The sequence below is a fragment of the Cedecea neteri genome (genome assembly GCF_000758305.1).
Taxonomy (GTDB): Bacteria; Pseudomonadota; Gammaproteobacteria; order Enterobacterales; family Enterobacteriaceae; genus Cedecea; species Cedecea neteri_C.
Genome location: NZ_CP009458.1, coordinates 713,257 through 725,496 on the forward strand (window position 1 = coordinate 713,257; position 12,240 = coordinate 725,496).

25 protein-coding genes are annotated in these 12,240 nt (G+C 50.4%); 1 reads left to right on the forward strand and 24 read right to left on the reverse strand.

What is annotated here, in order from left to right; all coding sequences use genetic code 11:
- Position 1 precedes the first annotated feature (1 nt).
- From rplO to rpsJ, 21 genes are all read right to left on the reverse strand, one after another.
- A complete protein-coding gene (gene rplO / locus LH23_RS03340; RefSeq protein ID WP_008457184.1) occupies positions 2-436 on the reverse strand; it encodes a 50S ribosomal protein L15 in 435 nt (144 codons plus the stop codon).
- 3 nt (positions 437-439) lie between these two features.
- Entirely contained in the window at positions 440-619 is a 180-nt protein-coding gene (gene rpmD / locus LH23_RS03345) for a 50S ribosomal protein L30 (protein ID WP_004846568.1), read from the reverse strand.
- Positions 620-625: 6 nt separating this feature from the next.
- Complete coding sequence (rpsE, locus tag LH23_RS03350; protein ID WP_038478233.1) at positions 626-1,126, reverse strand: 30S ribosomal protein S5; 501 nt, start codon at positions 1,124-1,126, stop codon at positions 626-628.
- 14 nt (positions 1,127-1,140) lie between these two features.
- Entirely contained in the window at positions 1,141-1,494 is a 354-nt protein-coding gene (rplR, locus tag LH23_RS03355) for a 50S ribosomal protein L18 (RefSeq protein WP_008457177.1), read from the reverse strand.
- 9 nt (positions 1,495-1,503) lie between these two features.
- The gene (gene rplF, locus LH23_RS03360; protein WP_039288290.1) at positions 1,504-2,037 is read right to left on the reverse strand and encodes a 50S ribosomal protein L6; all 534 of its coding nucleotides are present in this window, start codon (positions 2,035-2,037) and stop codon (positions 1,504-1,506) included.
- Positions 2,038-2,050: 13 nt separating this feature from the next.
- Positions 2,051-2,443, reverse strand: a complete 393-nt coding sequence (gene rpsH, locus LH23_RS03365; RefSeq protein WP_008457173.1) for a 30S ribosomal protein S8 — start codon at positions 2,441-2,443, stop codon at positions 2,051-2,053.
- A 33-nt stretch (positions 2,444-2,476) separates the two neighbouring features.
- Positions 2,477-2,782 (reverse strand): 30S ribosomal protein S14, encoded by a 306-nt coding sequence (rpsN, locus tag LH23_RS03370; protein ID WP_008457171.1) that lies wholly within the window; start codon positions 2,780-2,782, stop codon positions 2,477-2,479.
- A 14-nt stretch (positions 2,783-2,796) separates the two neighbouring features.
- On the reverse strand, positions 2,797-3,336 hold the full coding sequence (rplE, locus tag LH23_RS03375) for a 50S ribosomal protein L5 (RefSeq protein ID WP_008457169.1): 540 nt from the start codon (positions 3,334-3,336) through the stop codon (positions 2,797-2,799).
- Positions 3,337-3,350: 14 nt separating this feature from the next.
- Positions 3,351-3,665, reverse strand: a complete 315-nt coding sequence (rplX, locus tag LH23_RS03380) for a 50S ribosomal protein L24 (protein ID WP_039288293.1) — start codon at positions 3,663-3,665, stop codon at positions 3,351-3,353.
- 10 nt (positions 3,666-3,675) lie between these two features.
- Positions 3,676-4,047 (reverse strand): 50S ribosomal protein L14, encoded by a 372-nt coding sequence (gene rplN, locus LH23_RS03385; RefSeq protein ID WP_008457164.1) that lies wholly within the window; start codon positions 4,045-4,047, stop codon positions 3,676-3,678.
- 166 nt (positions 4,048-4,213) lie between these two features.
- Entirely contained in the window at positions 4,214-4,468 is a 255-nt protein-coding gene (gene rpsQ / locus LH23_RS03390; RefSeq protein WP_008457160.1) for a 30S ribosomal protein S17, read from the reverse strand.
- Positions 4,468-4,659: a 50S ribosomal protein L29 gene (rpmC, locus tag LH23_RS03395; protein WP_039288296.1), complete on the reverse strand. Its 192-nt coding sequence runs from the start codon at positions 4,657-4,659 to the stop codon at positions 4,468-4,470. The genes rpsQ and rpmC overlap by 1 nt, the downstream gene beginning before the upstream one ends.
- Positions 4,659-5,069 carry a 50S ribosomal protein L16 gene (rplP, locus tag LH23_RS03400; RefSeq protein WP_015962145.1) on the reverse strand — a complete coding sequence of 137 codons (411 nt, stop codon included), beginning with the start codon at positions 5,067-5,069 and terminating at the stop codon, positions 4,659-4,661. The genes rpmC and rplP overlap by 1 nt, the downstream gene beginning before the upstream one ends.
- A gap of 12 nt (positions 5,070-5,081) precedes the next feature.
- Positions 5,082-5,780 (reverse strand): 30S ribosomal protein S3, encoded by a 699-nt coding sequence (gene rpsC, locus LH23_RS03405; protein WP_006817277.1) that lies wholly within the window; start codon positions 5,778-5,780, stop codon positions 5,082-5,084.
- Positions 5,781-5,797: 17 nt separating this feature from the next.
- Positions 5,798-6,130, reverse strand: coding sequence for a 50S ribosomal protein L22 (rplV, locus tag LH23_RS03410; protein WP_002919773.1), 333 nt, complete (start codon positions 6,128-6,130; stop codon positions 5,798-5,800).
- A 14-nt stretch (positions 6,131-6,144) separates the two neighbouring features.
- Positions 6,145-6,423: a 30S ribosomal protein S19 gene (gene rpsS / locus LH23_RS03415; RefSeq protein ID WP_001138115.1), complete on the reverse strand. Its 279-nt coding sequence runs from the start codon at positions 6,421-6,423 to the stop codon at positions 6,145-6,147.
- Positions 6,424-6,439: 16 nt separating this feature from the next.
- The gene (rplB, locus tag LH23_RS03420) at positions 6,440-7,261 is read right to left on the reverse strand and encodes a 50S ribosomal protein L2 (RefSeq protein ID WP_008457150.1); all 822 of its coding nucleotides are present in this window, start codon (positions 7,259-7,261) and stop codon (positions 6,440-6,442) included.
- A 17-nt stretch (positions 7,262-7,278) separates the two neighbouring features.
- A complete protein-coding gene (gene rplW / locus LH23_RS03425) occupies positions 7,279-7,581 on the reverse strand; it encodes a 50S ribosomal protein L23 (RefSeq protein ID WP_008457148.1) in 303 nt (100 codons plus the stop codon).
- The gene (gene rplD / locus LH23_RS03430) at positions 7,578-8,183 is read right to left on the reverse strand and encodes a 50S ribosomal protein L4 (RefSeq protein WP_008457145.1); all 606 of its coding nucleotides are present in this window, start codon (positions 8,181-8,183) and stop codon (positions 7,578-7,580) included. The genes rplW and rplD overlap by 4 nt, the downstream gene beginning before the upstream one ends.
- Positions 8,184-8,193: 10 nt before the next feature.
- On the reverse strand, positions 8,194-8,823 hold the full coding sequence (rplC, locus tag LH23_RS03435) for a 50S ribosomal protein L3 (protein WP_006178923.1): 630 nt from the start codon (positions 8,821-8,823) through the stop codon (positions 8,194-8,196).
- Positions 8,824-8,854: 31 nt separating this feature from the next.
- Entirely contained in the window at positions 8,855-9,166 is a 312-nt protein-coding gene (gene rpsJ, locus LH23_RS03440; RefSeq protein WP_001181005.1) for a 30S ribosomal protein S10, read from the reverse strand.
- A gap of 388 nt (positions 9,167-9,554) precedes the next feature.
- Between rpsJ and LH23_RS03445 the strand changes: the two genes are divergently transcribed.
- Positions 9,555-10,034 (forward strand): prepilin peptidase, encoded by a 480-nt coding sequence (locus LH23_RS03445; RefSeq protein ID WP_052050117.1) that lies wholly within the window; start codon positions 9,555-9,557, stop codon positions 10,032-10,034.
- 48 nt (positions 10,035-10,082) lie between these two features.
- Here LH23_RS03445 and bfr read toward each other — a convergent pair whose 3' ends face one another.
- From bfr to tuf, 3 genes are all read right to left on the reverse strand, one after another.
- The gene (bfr, locus tag LH23_RS03450) at positions 10,083-10,556 is read right to left on the reverse strand and encodes a bacterioferritin (protein WP_039288312.1); all 474 of its coding nucleotides are present in this window, start codon (positions 10,554-10,556) and stop codon (positions 10,083-10,085) included.
- 71 nt (positions 10,557-10,627) lie between these two features.
- Positions 10,628-10,822, reverse strand: coding sequence for a bacterioferritin-associated ferredoxin (gene bfd, locus LH23_RS03455; RefSeq protein WP_008457135.1), 195 nt, complete (start codon positions 10,820-10,822; stop codon positions 10,628-10,630).
- A gap of 214 nt (positions 10,823-11,036) precedes the next feature.
- Entirely contained in the window at positions 11,037-12,221 is a 1,185-nt protein-coding gene (gene tuf / locus LH23_RS03460) for an elongation factor Tu (RefSeq protein ID WP_038478205.1), read from the reverse strand.
- Between the last annotated feature and the right edge of the window lie 19 nt (positions 12,222-12,240).

Sequence of the window (12,240 nt, forward strand, 5' to 3'; positions counted from 1 at the left end):
CTTATTCCTCGATTTTACCGCCAGCAGCTTCGATAGCAGCACGAGCGCCTTTGGTCACACGCAGGCCGCTAACAGTTACCGGACGAGTTACCTCACCAGACAGGATCACTTTCGCGAACTCGATCTGAATACCGATAATGTTTGCTGCTTTCAGCGTGTTCAGGTCAACTACGTCGCCTTCAACTTTCGCCAGATCGGACAGACGAACTTCTGCCGTGATCATTGCTTTGCGAGAGGTGAAACCGAATTTCGGCAGACGACGGTACAACGGCATCTGACCACCTTCGAAACCACGACGTACGCCACCACCAGAACGAGAGTTCTGACCTTTGTGACCACGACCGCCGGTTTTACCGAGGCCAGAACCGATACCACGACCCAGACGCTTAGAAGCGTGCTTAGACCCTTCGGCCGGAGACAGAGTATTTAAACGCATCTCTTACTCCTCAACTTTAACCATGTAGGAAACCGCGTTGACCATACCACGTACAGCAGGAGTATCCTCGCGCTCTACGGTGTGGCCAATACGACGCAGACCCAGGCCAAGCAGCGTTGCCTTGTGTTTCGGCAGACGACCGATTGCACTGCGGGTTTGAGTGATTTTAATAGTCTTTGCCATGGTCAATTACCCCAGAATTTCTTCAACGGATTTACCACGCTTGGCAGCGACCATTTCTGGAGAATTCATATTCGCCAGGCCATCGATAGTTGCACGAACCACGTTAATCGGGTTAGTAGAACCATACGCTTTAGCCAGGACGTTATGAACACCAGCGACTTCCAGGACGGCGCGCATTGCACCACCGGCGATGATACCGGTACCTTCGGAAGCCGGCTGCATGAACACACGGGAACCTGTGTGCACACCTTTAACAGGGTGCTGCAGGGTGCCGCTGTTCAGCGCGACGTTAATCATGTTGCGACGGGCTTTTTCCATCGCTTTCTGGATCGCTGCTGGAACTTCACGCGCTTTACCGTAACCAAAACCAATACGACCGTTACCATCGCCTACCACTGTCAGAGCAGTGAAGGAGAAAATACGACCGCCTTTAACGGTTTTAGATACGCGATTTACCGCGATCAGCTTTTCCTGCAGTTCGCCAGCTTGTTTTTCGATGTGAGACATCTTACACCTCTACCTTAGAACTGAAGGCCAGCTTCACGGGCAGCATCTGCCAGTGCCTGGACACGACCATGATATTGGAAACCAGCACGGTCAAAAGCAACTACGGTGATGCCTTTTTCCAGCGCGCGCTCAGCAACAGCTTTACCTACAGCTGCAGCGGCGTCTTTATTTCCAGTGTACTTCAGTTGCTCAGTGATAGCTTTTTCTACAGTAGATGCAGCTACCAGAACTTCAGAACCGTTTGGTGCAATTACCTGTGCGTAAATATGACGCGGGGTACGATGTACCACCAGGCGAGTTGCACCCAGCTCTTTGAGCTTGTGACGTGCGCGGGTCGCACGACGGATACGAGCAGATTTCTTATCCATAGTGTTACCTTACTTCTTCTTAGCCTCTTTGGTACGCACGACTTCGTCGGCGTAACGAACACCCTTGCCTTTATAAGGCTCAGGACGACGGTAGGCGCGCAGATCTGCTGCAACCTGACCGATCACCTGCTTATCAGCGCCTTTCAGCACGATTTCAGTTTGAGTCGGACATTCAGCAGTAATACCTGCCGGCAGCTTATGCTCAACAGGGTGAGAGAAGCCCAGGGCTAAATTCACCACGTCGCCTTTAACGGCTGCACGATAACCTACACCAACCAGCTGCAGCTTCTTAGTGAAGCCTTCGGTAACACCGACAACCATTGCGTTCAACAGCGCACGAGTGGTACCCGCTTGGGCCCACGCGTTAGCAAAGCCTTCGCGCGGAGCGAAAGTCAGAGCATTTTCAGCGTGTTTAACTTCAACAGCATCGTTGATAGTACGAGTCAGCTCGCCGTTTTTACCTTTGATCGAAATAACCTGACCGTTGAGTTTTACCTCTACGCCTGCAGGAACAACGACCGGTGCTTTAGCAACACGAGACATTTTATTCCTCCAATTACGCTACGTAGCAGATAATTTCGCCACCAAGACCAGCCTGGCGCGCTGCACGATCAGTCATAACACCTTTAGAGGTAGAAACGACAGCAATACCCATGCCGGCCATAACTTTAGGCAGCTCATCTTTTTTCTTATAGATGCGCAGACCTGGGCGGCTGACTCGCTGAATGCTCTCTACCACAGCCTTGCCCTGGAAATACTTAAGAGTCAGTTCCAGTTCAGGCTTGATGTCGCCTTCAATTTTAAATTCTTCAATATAACCTTCTTCCTTCAGCACGTTGGCGATTGCCACTTTCAGCTTGGAGGAAGGCATGGTGACCGCAACTTTGTTCGCGGCCTGACCGTTACGGATACGGGTCAGCATATCCGCGATCGGATCTTGCATGCTCATCTGTCTCTACTCCCGTGATTCAATTGGTGACAATTACCAGCTAGCCTTTTTCAAGCCAGGTACTTCACCGCGCATGGCGGCTTCACGAAGCTTGATACGGCTCAACCCGAACTTGCCCACATAACCATGTGGACGACCAGTCTGGCGGCAGCGTTTACGCTGACGGGACGGGCTGGAATCACGCGGCAGAGTTTGCAGCTTGAGAACAGCGTTCCAACGGTCTTCGTCGGTCGCGTTCACATCAGAAATGATAGCTTTCAGTTCTGCGCGTTTAGCGAAGAATTTTTCAGCCAAAGCAACGCGCTTTACTTCGCGTGCTTTCATTGATTGCTTAGCCATGAAGTAACCCTACCTTACTTGCGGAACGGGAAGTCAAAGGCAGCCAGCAGAGCACGGCCTTCATCATCAGATTTCGCAGTAGTGGTAATGGTAATATCCAAACCACGGACGCGATCGACTTTGTCGTAATCGATTTCTGGGAAGATGATCTGCTCACGGACACCCATGCTGTAGTTACCACGACCGTCAAAAGACTTAGCGGACAGGCCACGGAAGTCACGGATACGAGGTACAGCAATAGTGATCAGACGCTCAAGGAACTCCCACATGCGTTCGCCACGCAGAGTTACTTTACAGCCGATCGGATAGCCCTGACGGATTTTGAAGCCTGCAACTGATTTGCGTGCTTTGGTGATCAACGGCTTTTGACCGGAGATTGCTGTCAGGTCAGCTGCTGCGTTATCCAGCAGTTTCTTGTCAGCGATCGCTTCACCAACACCCATGTTCAGGGTGATCTTCTCGACCCGAGGGACTTGCATGACAGAATTGTAGTTAAACTCAGTCATGAGTTTCTTAACTACTTCGTCTTTGTAGTAATCATGCAGTTTCGCCATCGTACTACTCCAAATTACTTGATAGTTTCGCTGTTAGACTTGAAGAAACGGACTTTTTTGCCGTCTTCGAATCTAAAGCCTACACGGTCAGCCTTGCCGGTTGCCGCATTGAAGATAGCAACGTTAGAAACCTGAATTGCAGCTTCTTTTTCAACGATGCCGCCTGGTTGGTTCAGGGCCGGAACCGGCTTCTGATGTTTCTTAACCAGGTTGATACCTTCAACAATGACCTTGCCGGTAGACAGGACATTTTTTACTTTACCGCGCTTACCTTTATCTTTACCGGTTAACACGATAACTTCGTCATCACGACGGATTTTCGCTGCCATGATTCGCTCCTTAGAGTACTTCTGGTGCCAGAGAGATAATTTTCATGAACTTCTCATTACGCAGTTCACGAGTTACCGGCCCAAAAATACGCGTGCCGATTGGCTGCTCGCTGTTATTGTTTAAAATAACGCATGCATTGCCATCGAAGCGAATGACAGAACCGTCCGGGCGACGAACACCCTTCTTGGTGCGCACCACTACCGCTTTCAGCACATCGCCTTTCTTCACCTTACCGCGAGGAATTGCTTCCTTGATGGTAATTTTGATGATGTCGCCGACGCCTGCGTAGCGACGGTGCGAGCCACCCAGAACCTTGATACACATTACGCGACGCGCGCCGGAGTTGTCGGCCACGGTCAGCATAGTCTGTTCTTGGATCATTTCAGTGCTCCGCTAATGTCAACTACTACTTCGGGACCTGAAATTCAGGTCGTTAAAAAGCCCCATAAACGAGGGCGCGGCATTATAACACCGGTTCCAAGATATGGGTAGAAAAAATAAACGGCTCATCGCTGAGCCGTTTATTCGTTTGAGAATGCGTACTGTATTACAGAACCGCTTTCTCTACAACGCGAACCAGCGTCCAGGACTTAGTCTTGGACAGCGGACGGCATTCGCGGATTTCAACCACGTCACCGATACCGCATTCGTTGTTCTCGTCATGTACGTGCAGTTTGGTCGTACGCTTGATGAATTTCCCGTAGATCGGGTGCTTCACAACACGTTCGATGGCAACAACAATGGATTTCTCCATTTTGTCGCTGACAACGCGACCTTGCAGAGTACGGATTTTATCGGTCATTACGCACCCGCCTTCTGAGTCAGTAAAGTCTTAACACGTGCAACATTACGACGAACCTGCTTCAGCAGGTGAGTCTGTTGCAGCTGGCCACTTGCAGCCTGCATGCGCAGATTGAACTGCTCACGCAGCAGGTTCAGCAGCTCGGTGTTCAGCTCTTCGACGCTCTTTTCACGCAGCTCTTTTGCTTTCATTACATCACCGTCTTAGTTACAAAGGTGGTTTTGATAGGCAGTTTTGCTGCTGCCAGCTTGAAGGCTTCACGGGCCAGCTCTTCAGATACGCCGTCCATTTCATACAGGACTTTGCCTGGCTGGATCAAGGCAACCCAATACTCCACGTTACCTTTACCTTTACCCATACGCACTTCAAGCGGCTTTTCGGTGATCGGTTTGTCCGGGAATACACGGATCCAGATCTTACCCTGACGCTTAACTGCACGGGTCATTGCACGACGTGCTGCTTCGATCTGACGGGCAGTCAGACGACCACGGCCAACAGCTTTCAGACCGAAAGTGCCGAAGCTAACATCCGTACCCTGCGCGAGACCACGGTTGCGGCCTTTGTGCACTTTACGGAATTTTGTACGCTTTGGTTGTAACATCAGCGACTCTCCTTACTTACGGCCTTTACGCTGCTGCTTTTTAGGTTGAGCAGCCGGTTCCGGTTGTTCAACAGCAGCCATACCACCCAGGATCTCACCTTTGAAGATCCATACCTTAACGCCGATTACACCATAAGTGGTGTGCGCTTCAGAGGTGTTGTAGTCGATGTCAGCACGCAGAGTGTGCAACGGCACGCGACCTTCACGGTACCATTCGGTACGTGCGATCTCGGCGCCGCCCAGACGGCCGCTAACTTCAACTTTGATACCTTTAGCGCCCAGACGCATTGCGTTCTGTACAGCACGCTTCATAGCACGACGGAACATAACACGACGTTCCAGCTGAGAAGTGATGCTGTCAGCAACCAGTTTTGCGTCCAGTTCAGGTTTACGAACTTCGGCGATATTGATCTGTGCAGGAACGCCAGCGATATCCGCTACGACCTTACGCAGTTTTTCTACGTCTTCACCTTTCTTACCGATAACGATACCTGGGCGAGCGGTGTGAATGGTCACACGGATGCTCTTAGCAGGACGCTCGATAACGATACGAGATACAGACGCCTTAGCCAGTTCCTTAGTCAGGTACTGACGTACTTTAAAATCGCTGTCCAGGTTGTCAGCGAATTCTTTGGTGTTCGCAAACCAGGTTGAGTTCCATGGTTTTACAATACCCAGGCGAATACCATTAGGATGTACTTTCTGACCCATTGCTAGTCTCCAGAGTCTCAGCGATCGGACACAACCACAGTAATGTGGCTGGTGCGCTTCAGGATGCGATCTGCACGACCTTTTGCACGAGGCATAATGCGCTTCATGCTAGGGCCTTCGTCTACGAAGATTTTCGCGACTTTCAGATCGTCAATGTCAGCGCCATCGTTGTGTTCAGCGTTAGCAATGGCAGATTCCAGTACTTTCTTAACCAATACAGCCGCTTTCTTATTGGTGTAGGTCAGAATATCCAGAGCCTGCGACACTTTCTTACCGCGAATCAGGTCAGCAACAAGGCGAACCTTCTGAGCAGAAGAACGAGCATGGCGATGTTGAGCTAAAGTTTCCATCTCTTCCTCCTACCTTATTTCTTCTTCGCTTTTTTATCAGCAGCGTGGCCGCGATAAGTACGAGTCGGTGCGAATTCACCCAGTTTGTGACCGACCATTTCGTCGGAAACAAAGACTGGAACGTGCTGACGACCATTATGGACAGCGATGGTCAAACCGATCATGTTAGGAAAGATCGTTGAACGACGGGACCAAGTGCGCAGGGGCTTCTTGTCACCGCTTTCCACCGCTTTCTCTACCTTCTTCAGCAAGTGCAGGTCAATAAAAGGACCTTTCTTGAGAGAACGTGGCATGGCTTATCCTCTAAAATTATTTGCTACGGCGACGTACGATAAATTTATCAGTACGCTTGTTGCTGCGGGTCTTCTTACCTTTGGTCTGAACGCCCCACGGGGATACCGGGTGCTTACCAAAGTTACGACCTTCACCACCACCATGTGGGTGATCGACTGGGTTCATCGCGGTACCGCGAACGGTAGGACGAACACCACGCCAGCGAGCAGCACCTGCTTTACCCAGAACGCGCAGCATATGCTCAGCGTTGCCAACTTCGCCCAGGGTAGCGCGGCAGTCAGCTTCGACTTTACGCATTTCACCGGAGCGCAGGCGCAGGGTAACGTAAGCACCATCACGAGCAACGATCTGCACGTAGGTACCAGCGGAACGAGCCAGCTGACCGCCTTTACCTGGTTTCATTTCTACGTTATGAACAGTAGAACCAACCGGGATATTGCGCATCGGCAGGGTGTTACCCGCTTTGATTGCAGCATCAACGCCAGACTGAATCTGGTCGCCAGCTTTCAGGCCTTTAGGGGCCAGGATGTAACGGCGTTCGCCATCTTTGTACAGAACCAGCGCGATGTTCGCGGAACGGTTCGGATCGTACTCAAGACGTTCAACAACTGCCGGGATACCATCTTTGTTGCGTTTAAAATCAACAATACGGTATGCCTGCTTGTGACCACCACCGATATGACGGGTAGTGATACGACCATTGTTGTTACGGCCACCGGATTTGCTGTTTTTTTCCAGCAACGGAGCAAAAGGCTTGCCCTTGTGCAGCTCAGGGTTAACCACTTTAACTACGTGGCGACGACCCGGAGATGTCGGTTTACATTTAACAACTGCCATTGTCTTTCTCCTCCGACTTACTCAGCGCCGCCGACGAAGTCCAGATTCTGGCCTTCCTTCAGGGTGACGTAAGCTTTTTTCCAGTCGCTACGACGACCAACACGCTGTCCGTGACGTTTAGTTTTCCCTTTAACTACCAGGGTGTTAACGTCTTTAACTTCAACTTCGAACAGCTTCTGTACAGCAGCAACGATCTCTGCTTTGGTCGCGTCAGTCGCAACTTTGAGTACGATGGTGTTGGTTTTTTCCATCGCGGTAGACGCTTTTTCAGATACGTGCGGCGCGCGCAGTACTTTCAGCAGACGTTCTTCACGGATCATGCCAGCATCTCCTCAACTTGCTTAACTGCTTCCGCAGTCATAACGACTTTGTCGAAGGCGATCAGGCTAACTGGGTCGATTGCAGCTACATCGCGCACGTCAACCTTATGCAGGTTGCGAGCGGCCAGGAACAGATTCTCATCCAGTTCACCGGTCACGATCAGCACATCTTCCAGAGCCATATCTTTCAGTTTCTGAGCAAGCAGCTTGGTTTTCGGTGCTTCAACAGAGAACTGCTCAACAACGATCAGACGATCCTGACGTACCAGTTCGGACAGGATGCTTTTCAGCGCGCCGCGGTACATCTTTTTGTTAACTTTTTGACTGTGGTCCTGCGGGCGAGCAGCGAAGGTTACGCCACCGGAACGCCAGATCGGGCTCTTGATAGAACCAGAACGCGCACGGCCGGTACCTTTCTGGCGCCACGGCTTTTTGCCGGAACCAGTTACTTCAGCACGGGTCTTCTGAGCACGAGTACCCTGACGGGCGCCTGCTGCATAAGCAACAACAACCTGGTGTACCAGCGCTTCGTTGAAGTCACGACCGAAGGTAGTTTCGGAAACAGTCAGCGCGCTTTGCGCGTCTTTCAATACTAATTCCATTGCTATCCCCTTACGCCTTCACAGCTGGTTTAACGATCAGGTCGCTACCGGTTGCACCCGGAACCGCACCTTTCACCAGCAGCAGGTTGCGCTCAGCGTCAACACGTACTACGTCCAGGCTCTGAACAGTGACACGTTCGTTACCCAGCTGGCCTGCCATTTTCTTGCCTTTGAACACTTTGCCCGGAGTCTGGTTCTGACCGATAGAACCCGGAACGCGGTGAGACAAGGAGTTACCGTGGGTAGCGTCCTGGGTACGGAAGTTCCAGCGCTTAACGGTACCTGCGAAACCTTTACCTTTAGAGGTACCGGTTACGTCAACTTTTTTAACGTCAGCAAACAGTTCAACGCTAATGTCCTGACCTACGGTGAACTCTTCGCCTTCAGCAAGACGGAATTCCCACAGACCACGGCCAGCTTCAACGCCAGCTTTAGCGAAGTGACCAGCTTCCGGCTTGGTTACACGGTTAGCTTTTTTAGCACCAGTGGTCACCTGAACAGCACGGTAGCCGTCGTTAGCCAGGTCTTTAACCTGAGTAACACGGTTTGCTTCTACTTCAATTACGGTTACTGGGATAGAAACGCCGTCTTCAGTGAAGATACGGGTCATACCCACTTTTTTACCGACTAAACCAATCATTGTTTCAACCTCTCAATCGTCAATGACCTGATTAACCCAGGCTGATCTGCACGTCTACACCGGCAGCCAGATCCAGACGCATCAGAGCATCAACGGTTTTCTCAGTTGGCTCAACGATGTCAACCAGACGCTTGTGAGTGCGGATCTCGTACTGATCACGCGCGTCTTTGTTGACGTGCGGAGAGATCAGAACGGTAAAGCGCTCTTTGCGGGTCGGCAGCGGGATCGGACCACGGACTTGCGCACCAGTGCGCTTAGCAGTCTCGACGATTTCCGCGGTTGATTGATCGATCAGACGATGATCAAACGCTTTAAGGCGGATACGGATTCTTTGGTTCTGCATGAGACCAGAGCTCCAATTATTTTATAGACGAAAAAAATTACTACTCGCACCCATTACGATTGATGGGGGAGTGTAATCGTTCATACATAGTCCCCCAATTGGGGACATTGTTTGATAGCAACTGAATGACTTCTACTGACTGCTATCAGGGTTCATATTGAACCAGCGGCCTATTAAGACAGCCCGCGCATTATACGGGTTTCAGCCCAGCTTGCAAGTCATATGGGTTGAAATTTCACCGACACCCTTCATTTAGTTAGTTTCGATCTAAGTTAACCCTACATCTGCGAGGCATCGCGCAGTATCACACGCCAAATTCAGCGGTTGATAGGTTCGGCCTACGCAACGGCGTAGCATCCAGGGGGTTCATCCTCCGCGGGACAAAAAGATGATACTTACCGACATGCAGACCGCCTGGCTACTCCCCATCGCTGTTTTGCTCTATTTTTTCCTGGCACTAGCGCTAAGCTTAAGTGATTTCAAAACCATGCATCTACCAGACAGACTTACCCTCCCCTTACTGTGGTTGGGACTGTTGTTTCATAGTCTGGTTAACCCCCTCCATGTTCATCATGCCGTATTAGGCGCGGTTGCCGGCTACCTTTTCCTGTGGGTTATTTTTCATCTCTTCCGTTTTGCTACCGGTAAAGAAGGATTGGGTTATGGTGATTTCAAACTACTGGCAGCAATTGGAGCCTGGAGCTACTGGCAGTACTTACCGATTATCGTCGCTTTGGCGTCTTCTCTGGGCATAGTTTACGCAGGAATACTTTATCTGCTCAGGCGCCGAGAAATCATTGAAATGCCTTTTGGCCCCTGGCTTGCACTCTCGGGCTGGACGAATTTTTGCTGGCAGGTGTTTGGATGAGGTATCAAAGAAGACAGAGGGGAGCCCCTCTGTCCTGATCATGCGGGATTACTCTTCCCGTATCTGAGCCTGCAGATAGTTCTGGATGCCCAGCTTCTGAATTAAATCCAGTTCAGTTTCGAGCCAGTCGATATGGCCTTCTTCATCGGCAAGAATTTCGATCATCAGATCACGACTGACATAATCATGAACTTTATCGGCATAGGCGATAGCTTCACGCAAGTCTTTAGCACCATCGAGTTCCAGCTTCAGGTCCGAGCGAAGCATCTCTTCGACATCTTCACCAATACCCAGCTTGCCGAGGTCCTGCAGATTTGGAATGCCTTCGAGGAAGAGAATACGCTCGATATACTTATCAGCGTGCTTCATTTCATCGATTGACTCGTGATACTCGACGTCGTTGAGACGTTTTAATCCCCAGTTTTTGAACATGCGGGCATGCAGAAAATACTGGTTAATCGCGACAAGCTCGTTTCCCAATAATTTATTGAGATAATTTATTATCTTAACATCACCTTTCATTTTGACATCCTCCGCTTCCACTTATTGAAGCGTAGATGTCACGGAGTGTAAGTCAAAAAAATGAGCGTGTTTTAGGCAATCTCTTTAAATTCCGGGATCTGCATTAGCTCGTCTTGCATGATTTCTCGTGCCTGGCGAACGCACTTACCGCACTGATTCCCCACGGGGATAAATTTTCTAAGTTGCTGAAAAGACTGCGGATGATGTTGTCGCACCGCCTGCCGAATTGTCTTATCACTTACACCGTTACACAAGCAAACGTACATGATCACTCCCGCTCAAAAACTGCGCAAATTGTAAATGAGAATGATTGGCTTTACAAGGGTTCCGGCGCGGCAGAATGTAGAGAATGGTAATCAAATGCAAAAACTGGCACTAACGGCAGTAAGAGAGGACTTTCACATGCAAACAGCAAATTTCAGGCATAAAAAAGGGCATCCTAAGATGCCCTTTTCACTATTGCATTAAAGTATCAGAGGATTAGCTCAGAACTTTAGCAACAACACCAGCACCAACGGTACGGCCACCTTCACGGATTGCGAAACGCAGACCGTCGTCCATCGCGATTGGGTGGATCAGGGTAACAACCATTTTGATGTTGTCGCCTGGCATTACCATCTCTACGCCTTCTGGCAGTTCGATGGTACCGGTCACGTCAGTTGTACGGAAGTAGAACTGTGGACGGTAGCCTTTGAAGAACGGAGTATGACGGCCGCCTTCGTCTTTGGACAGGATGTACACTTCAGATTCGAACTTGGTGTGTGGCTTGATAGAGCCTGGCTTAGCCAGTACCTGACCACGTTCGATTTCTTCACGTTTGATACCACGCAGCAGAACACCTACGTTCTCACCAGCACGGCCTTCGTCCAGCAGTTTGCGGAACATTTCAACGCCGGTACAGGTAGATTTCGCAGTATCTTTGATACCAACGATTTCAACTTCTTCACCAACTTTAACGATACCGCGCTCTACACGACCGGTAACAACGGTACCACGACCGGAGATGGAGAATACGTCTTCGATTGGCAGCAGGAACGGCAGGTCGATTGCACGTACTGGTTCTGGGATGTAAGAATCCAGGAAGCCAGCCAGTTCAACGATTTTAGCTTCCCACTCAGCTTCGCCTTCCAGCGCTTTCAGAGCAGAACCACGGATGATTGGAGTGTCATCGCCTGGGAAGTCGTACTGAGACAGAAGTTCACGAACTTCCATTTCAACCAGCTCCAGCAGCTCTTCGTCATCAACCATGTCGCATTTGTTCAGGAACACGATGATGTAAGGAACGCCAACCTGACGACCCAGCAGGATGTGCTCACGGGTCTGAGGCATAGGGCCGTCAGTCGCAGCAACAACCAGGATAGCGCCGTCCATCTGAGCAGCACCGGTGATCATGTTTTTCACGTAGTCGGCGTGCCCTGGGCAGTCAACGTGCGCGTAGTGACGAGTCGGGGTGTCGTACTCAACGTGGGAAGTGTTGATGGTGATACCACGAGCTTTTTCTTCTGGTGCGTTATCGATCTGGTCGAATGCACGAGCAGAACCACCGTAGGTTTTAGCCAGAACGGTAGTGATTGCAGCGGTCAGAGTGGTTTTACCGTGGTCAACGTGGCCGATAGTACCAACGTTAACGTGCGGTTTTGTACGTTCAAATTTTTCTTTAGACACGGCTATATTCCTTACTATT